The organism is Endothiovibrio diazotrophicus, from assembly GCF_054657215.1.
In genome coordinates this window covers 1-17,555 of the sequence record NZ_BAAHXB010000009.1, presented here as the reverse complement: position 1 = coordinate 17,555, position 17,555 = coordinate 1, and the positions used below count along the sequence as shown (strand labels likewise).

Annotated in this window: 16 protein-coding genes; all 16 read left to right on the top strand. The window is 68.2% G+C overall.

Going from position 1 to position 17,555, the window contains the following annotated elements; genetic code table 11:
• Positions 1-34 precede the first annotated feature (34 nt).
• Positions 35-526: an N-acetylmuramoyl-L-alanine amidase gene (locus ACYQ2W_RS04130; protein WP_459863514.1), complete on the top strand. Its 492-nt coding sequence runs from the start codon at positions 35-37 to the stop codon at positions 524-526.
• Between the two features lie 179 nt (positions 527-705).
• Positions 706-927, top strand: coding sequence for a hypothetical protein (locus tag ACYQ2W_RS04125; protein WP_459863512.1), 222 nt, complete (start codon positions 706-708; stop codon positions 925-927).
• A gap of 25 nt (positions 928-952) precedes the next feature.
• Positions 953-1,192: a hypothetical protein gene (locus ACYQ2W_RS04120; protein ID WP_459863510.1), complete on the top strand. Its 240-nt coding sequence runs from the start codon at positions 953-955 to the stop codon at positions 1,190-1,192.
• Positions 1,189-1,530, top strand: coding sequence for a DUF2730 family protein (locus tag ACYQ2W_RS04115; RefSeq protein ID WP_459863508.1), 342 nt, complete (start codon positions 1,189-1,191; stop codon positions 1,528-1,530). The genes ACYQ2W_RS04120 and ACYQ2W_RS04115 overlap by 4 nt, the downstream gene beginning before the upstream one ends.
• A 504-nt stretch (positions 1,531-2,034) precedes the next feature.
• The gene (locus tag ACYQ2W_RS04110; RefSeq protein ID WP_459863506.1) at positions 2,035-2,955 is read left to right on the top strand and encodes a phage tail tube protein; all 921 of its coding nucleotides are present in this window, start codon (positions 2,035-2,037) and stop codon (positions 2,953-2,955) included.
• Between the two features lie 32 nt (positions 2,956-2,987).
• Positions 2,988-3,530 carry a hypothetical protein gene (locus ACYQ2W_RS04105; protein WP_459863504.1) on the top strand — a complete coding sequence of 181 codons (543 nt, stop codon included), beginning with the start codon at positions 2,988-2,990 and terminating at the stop codon, positions 3,528-3,530.
• Between the two features lie 77 nt (positions 3,531-3,607).
• Positions 3,608-3,838 carry a hypothetical protein gene (locus tag ACYQ2W_RS04100; protein WP_459863502.1) on the top strand — a complete coding sequence of 77 codons (231 nt, stop codon included), beginning with the start codon at positions 3,608-3,610 and terminating at the stop codon, positions 3,836-3,838.
• Positions 3,828-10,046: a tape measure protein gene (locus ACYQ2W_RS04095; RefSeq protein WP_459863501.1), complete on the top strand. Its 6,219-nt coding sequence runs from the start codon at positions 3,828-3,830 to the stop codon at positions 10,044-10,046. Before ACYQ2W_RS04100 ends, ACYQ2W_RS04095 begins: the two co-directional genes overlap by 11 nt.
• Entirely contained in the window at positions 10,043-11,542 is a 1,500-nt protein-coding gene (locus tag ACYQ2W_RS04090; protein WP_459863499.1) for a hypothetical protein, read from the top strand. Before ACYQ2W_RS04095 ends, ACYQ2W_RS04090 begins: the two co-directional genes overlap by 4 nt.
• Positions 11,543-11,634: 92 nt before the next feature.
• Positions 11,635-12,480 carry a hypothetical protein gene (locus ACYQ2W_RS04085; RefSeq protein ID WP_459863497.1) on the top strand — a complete coding sequence of 282 codons (846 nt, stop codon included), beginning with the start codon at positions 11,635-11,637 and terminating at the stop codon, positions 12,478-12,480.
• A gap of 8 nt (positions 12,481-12,488) precedes the next feature.
• Positions 12,489-12,707 carry a hypothetical protein gene (locus ACYQ2W_RS04080; RefSeq protein WP_459863495.1) on the top strand — a complete coding sequence of 73 codons (219 nt, stop codon included), beginning with the start codon at positions 12,489-12,491 and terminating at the stop codon, positions 12,705-12,707.
• Positions 12,708-13,466: a glycine-rich domain-containing protein gene (locus ACYQ2W_RS04075; protein WP_459863493.1), complete on the top strand. Its 759-nt coding sequence runs from the start codon at positions 12,708-12,710 to the stop codon at positions 13,464-13,466. It abuts the gene before it with no gap.
• 13 nt (positions 13,467-13,479) lie between these two features.
• Positions 13,480-13,701 (top strand): hypothetical protein, encoded by a 222-nt coding sequence (locus tag ACYQ2W_RS04070; RefSeq protein ID WP_459863491.1) that lies wholly within the window; start codon positions 13,480-13,482, stop codon positions 13,699-13,701.
• Positions 13,702-13,737: 36 nt separating this feature from the next.
• Positions 13,738-15,756: a hypothetical protein gene (locus ACYQ2W_RS04065; protein ID WP_459863489.1), complete on the top strand. Its 2,019-nt coding sequence runs from the start codon at positions 13,738-13,740 to the stop codon at positions 15,754-15,756.
• A gap of 1 nt (position 15,757) precedes the next feature.
• Complete coding sequence (locus ACYQ2W_RS04060; protein ID WP_459863487.1) at positions 15,758-16,549, top strand: glycine-rich domain-containing protein; 792 nt, start codon at positions 15,758-15,760, stop codon at positions 16,547-16,549.
• A 721-nt stretch (positions 16,550-17,270) separates the two neighbouring features.
• Positions 17,271-17,555 (top strand): hypothetical protein (locus ACYQ2W_RS04055; protein ID WP_459863485.1); only part of this gene is annotated, 285 nt, incomplete at its 3' end.

Sequence of the window (17,555 nt, the reverse complement as noted above, 5' to 3'; positions counted from 1 at the left end):
CGATCGCCTCCTGCCACCGTTCTACCTTGGCACCATGGCAACCCAACCCACCCATCCGCCGGCCGGTGGCCGGACGATCGAGCGGATCGTCATCCACTGCGCGGCCACGCCGAACGGCCGGCATCACGACGCCGCGGAAATCGACGCGTGGCACGCACAGCGCGGATTCGATCGCGGGCCACTGGATCGGCTCCCCTCCCGCCGGGACCTTCCGCACATCGGCTATCACCGCGTGATCCTGCTCTCGGGGCAGGTGCAACACGGCCGCTCGGACGCCGAGCGCGGGGCCCACGCACGGGGCTACAACCGCACCTCGATCGGGATCTGCCTGATCGGCACCGACGCCTTCACCACGGCGCAGTGGGATGCGCTGTTGTGGCTGGTGCGCTCGCTGAAAGAGCGCTACCCGGACGCGCAGGTGGTGGGACACCGGGACTTGCCGGGAGTGACCAAGCGCTGTCCGGGCTTCGACGTCCGGGCGTGGTGGACGGCCCAGCAGCCGCCATCCGGTCACGTGTTGAACTGATACCCCGCACCGCGATCGATGGGCCATCCGGCGCCATCGACCGCGGAGCGGCTCGTTTTCCGGGTCCATCGATGCGGTCTCCCCGCTCCTTCCTCCGGGCGTCCTCTCACGCCCGGCGGGTCTCGCCAACCCTGGGGGAGACCGCATCGATGGGCCTGGCCCCCTGGAGATCCACCGCAATGACAACGCTTCTTTCGCTGGATGCCGCCGACAAACCGTGGTGGCAATCGAAGACCCTGATCGGCATCGCCGTGGCCGCACTGGCCCATTTCGCCCCCGATCTGGGCCTTGAAATCGACCCGCAGGGTGCGGAGTACGTGGTACAGCAGGGAGTGGCTGGAATCGGCGCACTGCTCGCTGCCTGGGGGCGGCTGAGCGCGAAGGGTGCGCTGACCCGCTGAGGGTCCCTTCGAGGTCGGTGGCGATATGGGCGAATGGGGTGATCTGGTCGATCAGGCATCGGCAGGAGAAGAGCGCGAACGGCGCGCGGCGTTGGCCGCGCAGCGCGCGCGCGCTGCCGCCGCGAAGGCGGTGGCGGTGCGGATCGAAGGCGTCGCCTGCTGCGCCGACTGCGAAGAGCCGTTGAACCACCACCGCAGGCCCCGCGGGCTCTGCGTGGAGTGCGCGGAACGGCGCGAGCGACGTGCGCGGGTGACGCGCCGATGAACTACGAAGCGGCACGATTCTGGTTCGAGCTGACCCAGCTCGGATTGACCACCCTCCTCGGCGTCTACGTCTACATCACCAGCCGCGAGCGGGTGACCACCAACCGCATCCAGCAGTTGGAGAGCGAAGTGGATACCCGGCTCGACGAGCACGCGGAACGTCTCTCGCGGGTGGAGGAGGCGGTGCGCCAGGGACCGAGCCACGACGACATCGGACGGGTCCACCACCGTCTCGACCTGCTCTCCGGCGAGCTGAAACAGCTCATCGGCGAGTTCAAGGGGACCCACGAGACGCTACGCCAGATCCAGGCCTACCTGCTGCAGGACGCGCGACGATGACCGATTGGTAAGGGTGTTTTTCGACAGATTATGGCGGGCTTGTCCCGCCATTTTTTTTGTCCGCGCCCCACCGGCAGCCGCCCCGCCACAATCTCCTCTCCCCTTCTCCGCCTCTCCCCTTCTCCCCTTCTCCCACACACCGAGCCACGCCACCCAGCCGTGCCCACGGCTACCGTCTGCCGGAAACGGCGCCGCAAAGCGCTTTGCAAAGCGCTCCCGCCGTCCGCGTATCCCATGTCCGCCCACGTCCGCCCACGCTTGCGCACGCCACCGCGCAGCGCATCGACGGCCGGCGATTCATTAACCGGGATTAATCGAGTCCCCCCGCCCCGCTGACTAATCTGGCCCCCGACGAGACGGAGAGAAACCAAGCGGGGGCCGCCGGTCCCCGAACCAGCCAGGGCCGAATCGGCCAACCGCGAGGTCTCCCGGCAACCGCCGGGGGCTCGAACCACAACGGAGGGGCGCATGGGGCGCCGACCTCCAACGAGGAGAAACTAAACGATGTTGATGTTTACCAAGAAGCTGCTGATGGCCGGGTTGGAGGACGTCTCCTACAACACCGAGGCCTCCTCCACCGCCGCGGTGCGCACCTCCAATCTGGTGATCCAGCCCCTGGAGGGCTCGACCGTCAAGATGAACTACGACCGGCCCTACATGGGTTCGGAGAAGGAGATCCACGTCGGTACCCACGTCGGCAGCACCTTCGACGTGGCGGTTGCCGGCAGCGGCACCGCGGGAATCGCCCCGGCCTACGGCACGCTGCTGCGCGCCTGCGGCATGGAAGAGACCGTCACCGATTCGGTCGATGCCGTCTACAAACCGCGCTCCAACGGCCACGAGTCGATGACCCAGTTCATGTACTTCGACGGCCAGAAGCACTCCACCACCGGCTGCCGCGGCAGCGTCAAGATGAGCTTCACCGCCGGAGCCACCCCCACCTTCAGCTTCACCATGAAGGGGCTCTGGAAAGGCCCGCTGAGCGAAGGCGAGCCTGCCACCGACTTCTCCCCCTGGATCGACCCGCTCCCGGTGGAAAAGGACAACACCACCACGTTCCGGCTGTTCGGCCAGGACCTCAACATGCATGAGCTGGAGATCGACCTGGGCAATCAGGTGGCCCACCGCAACGTGGTCAACAGCGAGGGCGTGATCATCAACGAGCGGCTGGTGACCGGCCGGGTGGTCTTCGACGCCGAAGCGCTCTCCACCTTCAACCCCTTCACCCAGGCCAAGAACAACGCCAGCGGCACCCTGGAGCTCGTCCACGGCACCACCGGCGGCAACATCGTCCAGGTCGACGCCCCCATCGTGCAGCTGCTGCAGCCGAAGTACGGCGAGAAGGACGGCGTGCGCACCATCGAGGCGAACCTGACGTTCATCCCCACCACCGGCGACGACGAGCTGACCGTCACCATTCTCTAAGGCGACCCCCCCAAAAAAGGAAGGAGCACACCATGAATCTCACGTTGAATCTGATCGACCGCATCAAACTTCCGGTCGTTTGGGACGAAGACAGCGGCGCCGGCTTCACCGCCCATTTCCGCACCCCGAGCACCGCCGAGCGCGACACCTTCGTCGCCTACGCCGACCGCATCGGCGCCCAGCTGATCGAGCTCTCCGAGCTCTACCAGCAGGTGGTCGCCGGCACCGGCGACAAGGAGGCGGCGGCCACCCTCACCCAGCGCACCCAGGCGCTCGGCGTGGTCAACCAGGTGGTCGAGCACGACCGCCGCAAGTGGGTCGCCGAGCGCATGCCGTCCATGCTGATCGGCGCCGAGGGGCTGGTCGATGAGAAAGGCGGGGAGCTCGCCTGGTCCGACGAGCTGGGCGCTCAGCTGCTCGCCAACGGCGACATCCGCGACCTGCTGGTCAACGCCCTCTACGGCCACTTCATGGGGCGCAAGCAGGCCGCCCTGGGAAACTCCGCGAGTTCGGCCGCCGCTGGGGCCAAGCCCGCGGCCAAGCCCGCGGCAAAGTCCAAGGGCGCGACGAGCTAGCGGATGACCTGGAGGCGTGGGGGGCGCCGCCGGAGGCGCACGACGCGCTGAAGGCGGCACGAGAGGAGGAGGGGCAGTTGCCCCGCCTCTACCCGGAGAACGTCGATGCCGCCCTGCTCTGGGTGCGCCTCTCGCGTTACCTGGTGCGCGGTGGGATGACGGCCGCCGAGCTCTACCTCGACCCCGTGTGGGTCCGCAACACGATGGAATCCATGGGCCGTTGGCCCGACGACGGGCTGCTCCAGCAGCTCCAACTCATCGAGGGCGAAGCCCTCCAGGCGATCCACAGTAGCGACCATGGCCGATAACCTCTACACCCTTGCGATCCAGTTCACCCCCTCGGGCGCCGAGGTGGTGAATACCATTCGCCGCATTGCCAGCGAACTCGAGCGTGCCGATGAGACGGCACGCAAAGCCACCCTCAGCCAAAGCAAGATGATCGGCGCGGTCAAGGCCAGTCTGGCCAATGCCGCGAAGAACATGGTGGGCGCTGCGGTCAAGGATGCCGCCGAACTCGTCACCGTGGGCCAAGAGCTGGAGACGCGACTGCGCGGCCTGACCGGCAGCGCGGCGGGGCTGGCGGAGGCCCAGCAGTGGCTGCACACCACGGCGCGCGCCCTGCACACCAACATCGACGATCTGAGCAACGGCTACGCCAAACTGCTCCCGCTGCAGAATGCGGGCGCCGTGAGCGCCAGCGAGGCGCGCCGGATCCTGGTCGGGCTGACCGAAGCGTCGAAGGCCAACGCCATCTCCACCACCGACATGGCGGCGGTGATGGGTGGCCTGAATCGCACACTCGGCACCGGCACGGTGAATTGGAGGGCCTTCGACCAGGCGGTGGGACCGGTTCCTGGGCTGCTCCAGCGTCTCGACGATGCGGCGGGGTTACCCGCCGGCGGCTTCCGCAAACTGGTCACTGAGGGCAAGGTGACCAGTGAGTTCTTCAAGAGCACACTGATCCAAGCCCTCCAAGGGTACGAAGGAGCCGCCGCGCGCGGCGCCGACAACCTCACCTCCGTCTACAACGACATCTCCACAGAGTACACGCTGCTGGTACGGGCACTCGGCGAACCGATCGCCGACAGCACCGGTGAGTGGGGACAGGAACTGGCCAACGGTCTCCAATCGGTACGTGAAAATCTCGATACCGTGAGCACCGTTGCGACGGTCGCCGGGAGCTCCCTTGGCGCCCTGGGGGCAGTCAAATTGGCGACGTCCGCTAACACCAGTCAACTGATCTCGGGACTGGCAGCCGAATACGCCTCCCACTTGCAGGTGGTGACCGGAGCCCAACAAAACCTATTCGCGACGAATGCGGTCGCCGCCGCGATGTCGCGCGCGACGCTCGCCGAACGGACTCGCGCAGCCGGACTCACCCTACTCTCCGGAGCGAGTCGCCTCGCATCCGGAGCACTTGCTGTCCTCGGCGGCCCCGTCGGCCTCGCTCTCACAGTAGCGAGCGGCGTGGCGGCCTATGCGCTCTCTACGAACGAGGCCGCAGAATCCACCCAGGACTGGGATCGGAAGCTCGCCTCACTAAAGGGCAACATGCAGGAGGTCCGCGCGCTCGATCTGGAGTCCGACATTCGTGCCCTGCGAAAAGAGATCGCCGAAGGCGCCGCCGAACTCGGTGATCTCAAGACCCGCGCCGAGTCAAAGGATCTGCGACGCGCCGGAAACAGAAGCCGGGCGGAGAAGCTGGATCAGGAGATCGAGCAACTCTCCAAGCAATTGAAACACAAAGATGAGCTCCTCTCCGAGCTGGAGGCGCAGCAGAAGGAACTGACTAATACAGGAGGCGACGGCGGCCCGACCGATAGGCAAAAGGCCGCTTACGATCAATTGATCGGAAAGCTCCGTGAAATGAACGAAACGCTTGGGCTGAATAGCCAAGAGCTGGAACGACGCCGCCTCTATGTCGAGGCCGATAAACTCGGCAACGAAGAACTCACGAAATCCGCAAAAGAACGGATTGATGCCGCCCTGGAAGAGGCGGACGCCTGGCGTCAACTGGAGGCGGCCGAACAGGAAGAACTCGAACTCAAAAAAGCCTACGGCCGGTCGATGGGGGAGATTCTCGACGAACTTGACCGAGAACGCGAACTGATCGGCATGACCACTCGCGAACGTGAGATCGAGACCCGCACCCGTCAACTTGCCGCAGGGAAGAGCCGAGAAGAGACTGAAGCGATTCGCGAGCGAGTGGCTGCGCTATATGATGAAACGGAGGCAAAGAAACTTGCACAACAGGCGACTGAAGCTTACGAATCGATTTTCACGAATTGGGCCGGGTCGTTCACCGACGGTTTCACTTCCCTGTTCGACGGATTACTAAGCGGCAATGCCGACGCGGCCGACGATTTCTTCGACAACATGCTCTCCGGTTTCCGGAAGATGCTCGCCGAGATGGCGACCTTGGCGATCGCACAGCCAATCATCGTCCCCGTCGTGCAAACGGTGGGGACCGCCATGGGCGTATCTCAGGGGACAATCGGCAATACGCTGGCGTCGATGGGGATGACGGCAGGATCGTCTTACGCAGCAAACGCATATTTTGCCGCCACGACGGGGCCGGTGACGGCGATCCCTGCCGCCACGGCGTCGTTGACGACGATCCCGGCGGCGAGCACGGCGGCGGCAACGGGCACCGTGACGGCAATCCCCGCAGCCACTACGGCGGCGGCGACTACGACGGCGGCGACGACGGCGGCGGCCGGCACCGCAGCCACAGGCACTGCATCTGCGGGTATCGGCGGGGAGATCGCAGCGCTCGCCGCGAACCCTGCGACCTGGGCAGTGGCCGCCGCAGTGCTGCTTATCGGCAGCGGGATATTTGAGGATAAGGACGTCTGGTCTTATGCCGGACTCGACCCCTCCGGCCGGATCGACTTCAGCGACCCTTCGAGCGGATGGACCACCGGTGGCCAGCTCGACTCCGGCATGACCGTCGGGGTCTACAGCGACGGTGACCTCGAAGTCGGTGCCCAGATGCTGGCCGCGCTCCAGTCGATCGACAGCGCGCTGACCGCCAGCTTCGGTGCCCAGGACTTCTCCAGTTGGGACCCAGGCACGCTGTTCTTCGGCGACACGCCAGGAGGCGACCGTCAGTCGTCGTCGATCGACCGGTTCCTCGAGGAGTGGCTTGGTGCGGTGGTCAACAACGCCACCGACGGCGCGATCGCTGCGGCCGAGACCGCCGAGGAGCGGCTGGCGGTAATCCGCGATGCGCTGGACAATGGAGAGGGGGTGCTGGTCGGCACCGAGCGGCTGGCAGCCGAAGGCGTGCTCGCCATCAACCAACTGCGCGAGGCATCCGAAAGCGGGGAGATTTCCAGCGAAGCGCTGCAGGCGCTCACCGGTGCGCTCACCGGTTCCGGCACACCGGCGAATGAGCTGGTGACCGCCCTCGTCGCGGTCGACAAGCAGGTGGAGCAGTGGCGTAACACGCTGACCTCGGCCGGACTCGATCTGGAAGAATACACCGAGCTGGAGAACGGCTTGGCGATGGCGCGCGGCCAAGCGGCGGCGGCGGTGCTGTTCAGCGACATCCAACCCGAACAGGTGGGCCAGCAGCTGTTCGATGCGGTCTTCTCCGCGGAAAACGCCCAGGACGCCGGACTGCGCTTCGCCAACTGGTTCACCGAATCGTTCTACCAGGACATCTACGGCGCCGTCTTCTCGGTGATCGGCGACACCATCTACCAGGGGGTGATCCAGCCCCTGCTCGCCTCCACCGCCGCCGCCGCCACCGACCTGGCCACCGGCGGCACCGTCGCCGAGGTGGCGATGGTCACCGGTGGGCAGCTCGCCGCCGAGCAGTTGGCGAGCATCGTCAACGGCGTGGAGGCCACCCTCGAAACCCTCGGCGCGGTACTCTCCGACCCGGAGGTGCAGAGCGCCATGGCAGGGGTGCAATCCACCCTCCAGAAGATCGGCAGCAGCGCCTACAACCAGGTCTCGCCCATCGTCTCGTTCCCCAGCGCTTCGCTGTCGGGCACCGGCAGCAATGGCAGCGATGACAGCGACCCGCTCGGCGACTGGATAAAGGATCTGGACCGCCAGGTCGATCGTCTCAACTACACCGATGTCCAGCTCCGCCTGGCGGAGGTCAGCGACAAATTCGAGGAGATGAGCGCCAGAGCCGAGGGGCTGGGTGACACCAGCGCCGAAACGGCAGCCAAGATCCTCAAGCTCCAGGAGGCCGAGGAGCAGCGGGTAAAGGACGACTACATCGACAGCCTCGTCTCCGCACTCGGCGGCGTACCCGACCCGAAGCCGATCGACGTCGCCCGGCTGTTCCAGCTGGACCACCTGCCGAACCGCGATGAGTTGACGGGTATTCGGGACTGGTTACTCGAACCGGGAAGCTTCGAGCGAGTCAAACAGAAGCTCGGAGACCTGACCCTCTCAGCAGACGACCTCGCCGGCTACCTCGGCATCCTGTGGAAGGCCATGGAGGAGGGAGAGGAGGCTGCCAGGAACGCCGCGCAGGCCACCCACGACAGCATCATCGACACCTTCGACCTGCTCGCCGGCGAACTGGGCAATCTGCACGATACCCTCGATGACCGGATCGCCGAGCTGTCGTCGACCCCCGAAACCGACTTGGCCACCCTCCGGACCCAGGTCTGGGAGCAGCTCAATCTCACCCCGGACAACGCCGGCGCGGAGATGCTCCAGGAGCGGATCGACCTGGCCAACCGGTACGTCGATGCGGTGATGGAGGAAAACGAGGCGCGCATCGCCACCATCGAAGCGACCCGCGAAAGCGTCCGCACCCTGTTCGACATGGTCGCCGAGCTGAACACCGGCGACAACAGCTACCTATCCAACCGCGAGAAGCTCGACAAGCTGGAGACCGCCTGGGACGACCAGCTCACGGCCGCCAAGGACGAAGCGCTGAGCGGCGACCTGAGCACCGAGACCGCCGACAGTCTCGCCGCGGCGGGCCAGGAGTACGCCCAATTCGCCCGCGAGTACTGGGCCTCCTCCACCTCCGGGAAGGACATCTGGAGCGAAGTCACCCGCGAGCTCAACGACCTCGGTGCCGAACTCGGCGGCAACAGGGACGCCCCCCTCGACGAATCGAACTTCGACACCGAGGTCGAAAACACCCGGCGAGCGAACCTCGAGGAACTCAAGCGCCTCAACAATACCCTCGGCGACGTCGCCGACGCCCTCGCCACGCTGACCTTCGAGGCGCTGGGGGGCGGCGGGGAAGTCTCGCAGGAGGATGCCCAGCACGTCGCCAGCGGACGGGGAGAGATCACCGACGACGCCCCCACCCAGCTCGCCTACTACCTCACCGACACCGGCGCCATCTACTACGACCCGACGACCCAGCAGGCGAGGAGCTACGACCTGCTGGGGCGGGAAGTGGCGGGCCAGAACGGCGACTGGATCGTCGGCTGGAACGGCCTGTCCAGCGCTTTCGGACTGGATGCTTCCCTCGGCACCTCGACGATCGAGGCCGCCGCGGGCAACCAGTTGTTGCGTTACAACGAACTGCTGGCCCAAGCCGCCTACAGCGACCACGACCGCTATCAGGCGCTGAGTGTCGCCGCAGACTCCATCGGCCTCTCGATGGCCGACGTGGCGGGGATCTTCGATCTCACCGAACAGAACGTCATCGACGCCCTCAACGGAAACGACCTGCCCCTGTTCGGCAACCCTACGACGACCGGCAGCGGCACAACGGCCGGCAGCGGCACAACGGCCGGCAGCAACACGACGACCCGCAGCAACACGACGACCGGCAGCGGCACGACGGCCGGCAGCGCCCCGACCACCTCGGCGTGGTCGGTGAACAACATCGGCAACCCCTCCGATTTCGCCTTCTACTACGCCGGTAGCGGGGCCGTCTCCTACGACCCGGCGACCCAGGTGGCGAAGTGGTACGACCTGACGGGCGCCCTCACCTACGGCGCGAACAACGACTGGGTGGTCGACTGGCGGACCCTTGCCACGGGCTGGCAACTGACCGAGGACGCCGGCACCCAAACGCTGGGAGAGGCTGCGGGCAACGACCTGTACCGCTACGCCGAAGCGCTGTACAAAGCCGACTACGACGACGCCAAGCGGGTGTCGCTGCTCGCCTTCGCGGCCGATTCCGCCGGCAAGAGCATGGCCGAGGTGAGCGCCCTCTTCAACATCACCGAAGAGCAACTGGTCGGCCTGCTCAACCAATACGGGATTCCCCAGTTCGCCACCGGCACCGCCTCGGTCCCCCACGACATGCTGGCGATGGTCCACCAGGGCGAGATCATCATCGATCCCACCTCCAGCGACGTCCTGCGCCGCTACGGCATCGGCGTCGACCTGCGCGGCGCGGCCAACGACAACGGCGGCGTGGTCATTGAACTGCGCAGCCTGCTGGAGGAGACCCGCCGCCAGGCAGAGCTGGAGCGCCAGCAGCACGCCCAGGGCGTCGTCGCCCTGCAGGGCGAGCTGGCCGGGGTGCGCGGGGAGATGCGTGAACTACGGCGCCAGATGCGCGTGGAGGCACGACTGTGATCGGCTATCTCATCGAACTGGCCGCCGTCGACACCAACGACGTCGTCCACACCCTCTACTTTTCCGACGGCTCGGTCCACCGCCCCTTCCCGCCGAGCGATCCCGACCGGCCGCGTCAGGTCTACCTGCCGCGGATCGTCGATGTCGCCATCGGCCAGGGCGGGCGCGACGGCACCGGCGGCGAGGTGGTGCTGACCAACGCCGACGGCGCGCTGAGCCATCTCTACGACTGGGCCTTCGACGGCCGCCGCATCGAGGTGCGCCGCGGCGAATGGGGGACCCCCTGGGCGGGCTGGGAGGTGGTGCTGGTCGGCATCATGGAGATGCCCCGCATCGCCTACTCCAAGGCCAACCCGGCGACCATCACCCTGCCGGTGAAGGATCGCCGCGGGGAGTTGGAGGTGGCGCTCCAGGACAACCTCTATTCGGGCGACAACGTCTATTTGGGCGACAACGTCGGTCCCATCGGCGACGAGGGGACCGCCGACGACCTCAAGGACCAGCCCAAGCCGATCGTCATCGGCAGTCCGCTGAACGTCCCCGGCCGCCACTGCAACACCATCGCGCACCGCATCCAACTGCACGACGGCGTGCTGACCGGACTCAACGCCGCGCGTGACGAGGAGATTCCGCTCACCTACACCAGCGGCACCCCGACGGGCGGCGAATATTCGGTGGACCTCGCCAGCGGCATCGTCACCCTCGGCACCGACCCCGTCGGCACCGCCACCTTCGACCCGGTCGACGCCACCACGCAGACCGCCGCCGGCGCCATCCGCGCCGTCACCTCGCGGGTGTGGGGCAGCGAGACCGCCGCCAGCCTGGACCAGGACGCCCTCGACACGCTCGACCTCCTCACCCCCTACACCCTCGGTCTCTACCTCGACAGCGAGGTGACCGTCACCGCGGTGATCGACCGGATCATGGACTCGCTCCACGGCTGGTGGGACTTCGACGCCGACGGGCGCCTCACCTGCGGCCTGCGCTACGTCCCCGAGTCCCCCGCCGGCACGGTGTGGCAGGCCCACCACATCGAAGAGCTGGAGCGGATCGTGCCCAACGGCATGCTCGGCCAGCTGGTCTACCGGGTGGAGGTGCGCTACGCCCGCAACCACACCCCGCGCCGCGCCATGGACAACGGCGCCACCGCCGAGCGGCGGGCGTGGGCCGAGCAGGAGTGGCGCACCGCGGTCTGGGAGGACACCTCCATTCGCGACCGCCACCCCTCCGCCGAGGTGATGACCATCGACACCGCCCTGGTGACCCGCGGAGATGCCGACATGCTGGCCGGCCGCCTGCGCATGCTCTACAGCGTGCAGCGCACCACCCACCGCGTCACCGTGCCGCGCGAGCTGACCGGCGGGCTGCGCCGCGGCTCCATGGTCGAGATCCACCACCCCCAGCTCGGCAGCCGCAGCGGCGGCACCTGGCGGGTCGAGGCACTGCTCCCCGACGACCCCCAGCGCGGACTGACCACCGTGACGGTGTGGGGGTAACCGATGGACCGTTCATCCAACCGCACGCCCCGCTCCGCGGGAAATGACCATCGCAACCGTTCGAGGGTGGCATGACAACGACACAACACAAAATGGTAATCGCCTCGGAGAACCTCGCCGACCAAGGCACGCTCTCCGGCGGCGACTGGGCCCTGCCGCTCGCCAACCTGCAGGACCGCTCCCTGGCGGTGGCCGCGCAGTCCAGCGACGCGACCCCCGCCAGCACGCGGCTCACCGTCGCCTGGGACCGGGTGATCTACTGGCGGGTGCTCGCCATCCCGCGCAGCAACCTCAGCCGCGAAGCGACCATCCGCGTGGTCAGCTACCGCGACGAGGCGCAGACCGAACAGGCCTACGACTCCGGCGAGGTGTACGTCTTCCCGCGCATGTACACCTCCACCGCCCCGCTGCTGTGGGGCGCGCTCAACTGGTGGGACGGACGCCCGCTGGAGAAGACCATCGCACTCTACCGCCGCCCCTACTATCTGGTGCTGCCCGCCGTCTCCGGCGCGCGCGCCATCACCATCGAGATCGCCGACCCGGACAACCCCGACGGCCACGTCGAGCTCTCCCGGCTCTTCGTCTCCTCCGGCTGGGCGGCCGAGTGGAACATCTCCTGGGGCGCCAGCCCCAAACCGCAGAGCCGCTCGCTGATGGTGGAAGGGGCCGGGGGGGCGCGCTTCTACGACCGCCGCGACCCCCGCCGCACCTTCGCCGCCCAGCACCGCTTCCTCACCCAGCAGGAGGCATGGGAGCGGGTCTACGACCTCCAGATGGCAGTGGACGTGGTCGACGACCTGGTCGTCATCCCCGACCCCGCCGACACCCCCAACCTGATGCGCCGGTCCATGTACTGCACCCTGGCCAAGCTCGACGGCGTCGAGCCCTACGCCTACGGCCTGAACGGTACATCCTGGCAGTTCGAAGAGATCCTTTGACATGCCCGATGAAGTCACCATCACGGTCCTGGCGGACCGCCACACCGACCGAAACCTGGACCAGCAGTGCCGACGACGACGGCGGCACCTGGGGCAGCAACGCGGTGACGGTGGCACGCAACGGCACGCCGATCATGGGACTCGCCGAAGACCTGGTGCGGAACATCGCCAATCAAACCGTCGAACGCTGTTACGTGGACATCTCCCAAGACTGGAGGATCGTTTAAATGATCATGCTGAGTGATCTCGTACCGAGCGGAGGGACCGTCAAGGTCCAGGAGTTCTTCTCCTCCGGGACCTGGGTCCACCCCAGGCCGGGAAGAGCGATCGCCGTGCAGGTGTTTCTCGTCGCCGGCGGCGGCGGCGGCGGCGGGTGCAACAGTGCCGGGAGCCCCGCCTACAAATGCGGCGGCGGCGGCGGCGGCGGGGCCGTAATCGAGACCGTCGCATCGACCACCGCGGACCTCACGGTATCGATCGGCGCCGGCGGTGCCGGAGGGACTTCCACCTCTAGCGGGGCCAACGGCGGCAACTCAACCATCGGCGGCGGCTTTTCGCGTACCGCCCTGGGCGGCGGCGGCGGCGGATCAGTGACAGACGGTGGCAGCACCTACCCCCCGTCAAGCGGCGGGTGCGGAGGAGGAAGCGTTGGCAATATGGCGGCCGGTGGCAGCGGCGGTGGCGCCGGAGAGAGTGCGCGCGGGGGCTTGGTCACCGTCGGAACACAAGGTGGAGGAGGCTCGTGGGGAGGCGCCACCGACGACGCGCCGGGAGCCGGCGTCCGCGGATTCGGCGCCGGAGGCGCAGGCGGGGGCCGCATCGGCGCGTTCGGCGGCGGCACGGGCGGAACGTCCACGGGAGGCAACGGTGGCAGCGCAGCCGCCAATACCGGCGCCGGAGGCGGCGGCGCGGGTTCATACAACTCCGGCCCGTACTCCGGCGGCAGCGGCGGCAGCGGCTACTGCCGGCTGGTCTGGGTCGAATAAGGAGGGAGTGGAAATGTCCAGCTACGCCATCGTATCGAACGGGGTGGTAACCGACGTGATCATCGCCGAAACCGCCGCCATCGCGGCGTCGATCGCCACCCACCGCCGGGCAAACGCCATCGAGGTCGCCGCCGGCGACGTCTCCGCGGTCACCATCGGCGACACCCACGACGGGAGCGCCTTCCACCGCCCCCCGCCACCCGACACCGCGAACACCCCACCACAGGCCGGCTAGACGCCGCGCCACGGTTACCAGAGGAGATCCAACGATATGTCTGATGAAGTCACCATAACGGTCACCGGCGACAGCCCGGAGCCGACCGAGACCTGGACCAGCAGCGACGACGACAGCGACGGTGCCAAGCGCCCGCTGGGCGGCTACGGCCACGCCGAAAACCTGGTGCCGCTGTTCAGCAAGCTGATCCGCTGGGGCGACGAGCTGACCGCCGACATGGGCACCAGCCACGACGATGCCGCCGCCAGCGCGACCAAGGCGGAACACTACGCCGTCTATCCACAAGACAGCGTGATCCCCGACTCCGCCAGCGACTACTCCGCCCTCCACTGGGCGGCCAAGGCGCAGACCAGCGGGCAGGCCGCCTCCGACAGCGCCGACCTGGCCGCCGCCTACGCCACCCTCGCCGAGGACGGCGTGGTCCCCGGCACCGCGGACGACCACTCGGCCCTCCACTGGGCGAGCAAGGCCGGCGCCAGCGCCACCACGGCCGAGGACTATGCGACCCACGCGGTGGACCAGACGGTCCCCGGCACCGCCGACTACTCCGCCCTCCACTGGGCGAGCAAGGCGGGCGACAGCCAAACGGCGGCCGCCGCCAGCGCCACCACGGCCCAGAACTACGCGACCCATGCGCTGGACCAGACGGTCCCCGGCACCGCCGACTACTCCGCCCTCCACTGGGCGAGCAAGGCGGGCGACAGCCAGACGGCCGCCGCCGCCAGCGCCACCACGGCCCAGAACTACGCGACCCATGCGCTGGACCAGACGGTCCCCGGCACCGCCGACTACTCCGCCCTCCACTGGGCGAGCAAGGCGAGCGACAGCCAGACGGCCGCCGCCGCCAGCGCGGCCACGGCGCAGGACTACGCGACCCGCGCCGCGGGCAGCGAGATCCCCGGCGCCCCCGGCGACTACTCCGCCCTCCACTGGGCCGCCCGGGCGCAGACCAGCGAACAGGCCGCCTCCGGCAGCGCCTCGGACGCCTCCGACAGCGCCGACCTGGCCGCCGCCTACGCCACCCTCGCCGAGGACGGCGTGGTCCCCGGCACCGCGGACGACCACTCGGCCCTCCACTGGTCGAACAAGGCCGCCGCCAGCGCCGCCGTGGCCGGCAGCGCGGAGACCGAAGCCGCCAACAGCGCCGAGTCCGCCCAGCACTACGCCAACTACCCCGAGAACACGCCGATCCCCGGCACCAGCGACTACTCCGCCCTGCACTGGGCGGCCAAGGCGCAGGCCACGGTCCTCGGCGGACTGATCTACCAAGGGGCCTGGGACGCCTCCGGCGGCAGCTACCCCGCCGCGCCGGCCCTCGGCCACTACTACCGCATCGCGGTGGCCGGCACCCTGCCCGGCGGCGCGGTCGGCATCAACGACAGCATCATCTACAACGGCAGCGGCTGGGACCACCTCGACAACACCGACGCGGTGGCCAGCGTCGCCGGCAAGGTCGGCGCGGTCACCCTGGTCGCCGCCGACGTCGGCGGTCTCGGCAACGCCGCCACCCTCGACGTCGGCAGCGCCGCCGGCACCGTCGCCGCCGGTGACCACGGCCACAGCGCCGCCGCCATCAGCGGCCTCGGCAACGCCGCCACCCTCGACGTCGGCAGCGCCGCCGGCACCGTCGCCGCCGGTGACCACGGCCACAGCGCCGCCGCCATCAGCGGCCTCGGCAACGCCGCCGCCCTCGACGTCGGCAGCGCCGCCGGCACCGTCGCCGCCGGCGACCACGGCCACGCCGGGGTCTACCAGCGGCTGGCCATCCTCGACCAGGCCGGGCAGGCCACCAGCGACTTCACCGGCGTGGCGGGCTGGACCTACTTCTGCAAAACCAGCGGCGGCCCCTTCACCGCCACCCTGCCCGCCTCACCCGCCGGCGGCACGCGGATCCGCTTCGCCGACCACGCCGGCACCTGGGCCGCCAACCCGGTGACGGTGGCCCGCAACGGCGCCCCGATCCACGGCCTCGCCGAGGACCTGATCCTGGACGTCGACAACCAATCCATTGAACTGTGCTACGTCGATGGCACCCAAGGCTGGAGGATTATCTGAAATGAACCTGTCTCAACTCGGACCGCGCGGAAAGCGTCTGCGCACGGCGAAATACACCACCTCGGGCACCTGGACCCACCCCAAGCCCGGCACCACCGTCACCCTGGAGGTGTTCGCCGTCGGCGGCGGCGGTGGCGGCGGCGGCAACAACAGCGGCGGCGGCGGCGGCGGCGGCGGCGGCGGCGAGGTGGTGATCACCCGTCTCGAGGCCACCGCCGACCTGCCGATCGTCGTCGGTGCCGGAGGCGGCGGCGGCAGCGGCGACGATTGGGGCCACAACGGCTCCACGGGTGCGGACACCACCGTCGGATCGGTCACCGCCCATGGTGGTGGCGGCGGCGGTAGCTATGAGACGCCACAGACGTCGGCCGGCCCCGCAGGGGGCGGGGGACTCAGCAGCACCGGCTCCGGCGGCGGTGGCGCCGGCGCCGGCGGTCCGGGGGGCAGCGCAATAGCGACGCTAGCGAATCCCAGCGATCAGATTCGTGGTGGCCTTTCGACCCACTGCAGCGGCGGCGGGGGCGCCACGGATTACCCAGTGCTCTCCGGCGACGGCGGCATCGGCATCCACGGATTCGGCGGCGGCGGGGGCGGAGGAACGTCTGCGGGAACGATTGGAGGCGGAGCGGGTGGGCCGGGCGGCGGATGCGGCGCGAGCAACAACCGGAGCCCGACTGACGGAGCAGCAAACCGTGGCGGCGGTGGCGGTGGCGGTTCCAGCAGCTGGGAGGACGGCTCGGGGGGCAACGGCGGCAGCGGCTACGTCGAGCTGACGTGGTGGGAAGACGAGTAGCGAACCGACCATCGCCTGCCCCCGCCCCGCAGGCGTGACCCGGAGCGACGGCAGGGCGGGGACCTCCCCCCTGCCCGGCTCCACCCCGCCCTTTTCGCCCCCCTTCCACGCGCCGCACCGCCCCTTCCGCCGGGCGTCACTCCCTTGCACCCGGCGCAACGTCGCCACCGGCCACCTATCGCACCATCCCCGTTCGCTTATCGCGCCGCTCCACAGCCGCAACCGGCAATCCCGGTCACCACGCGGCGGGCGGCTCGCTCCGCTTCGCCGGCCGCCGCGACAGGGCTGTCCGCCGAACCCTGGAGCCGGACTCCAAGCCATATCTACAACGCCCCGTCATGCGATTCGTTACAATCCGGCGACCTCAGACACAACCGCTATTTAACCAAGGAATTTCCTGGAGAAAGGATATCGGCACAATCCCTGAGTCGCGACGATTTATCCATATAAAATAACCCATTAAGACAATCAATCCGGCAACAGGGAGATTCCGGCAAGCCCGGCGGATTGATTGATTTTCCATATAGAGGGATCGCGCCTCCTTGACAGGCTTTTCACATCTGCGAAGAATGAATAGCATCAGATTTTTCCTACAACGGATTAGGAAAAATCGCCACATCGAACGCACTTTCAAAGGATTCGACGACACCGGCCACAGACACCGGCTGGCGGCGGCGGCCCCGTTTCACTCACCGAACCCAATGTTTTCGAGGAGCCCATAATGCAGAAGCCCCCCCTCTTCTCCCCCCTGCTCATCGGCGGACTGGCGCTCGGCCTGGGGCTGGCCGCCGGCCCGGCCAGCGCCGCCACCAGCGCCGACCTGGTCGGCAAGGACAGCAGCGACAACGATCAGAAGGCCGATTCGGTGGGTCCGTTCAACTATGGCACCATGAAGGCGGACCTGGGGCCGCTGACCCTCGCCTCGGCCACCCTCACCGCCGCCGGCGGGCGCACCGTCGGCTTCTCCGACAGCGCCGGGATCACCTCGGGCGCCACCGTCACCGTC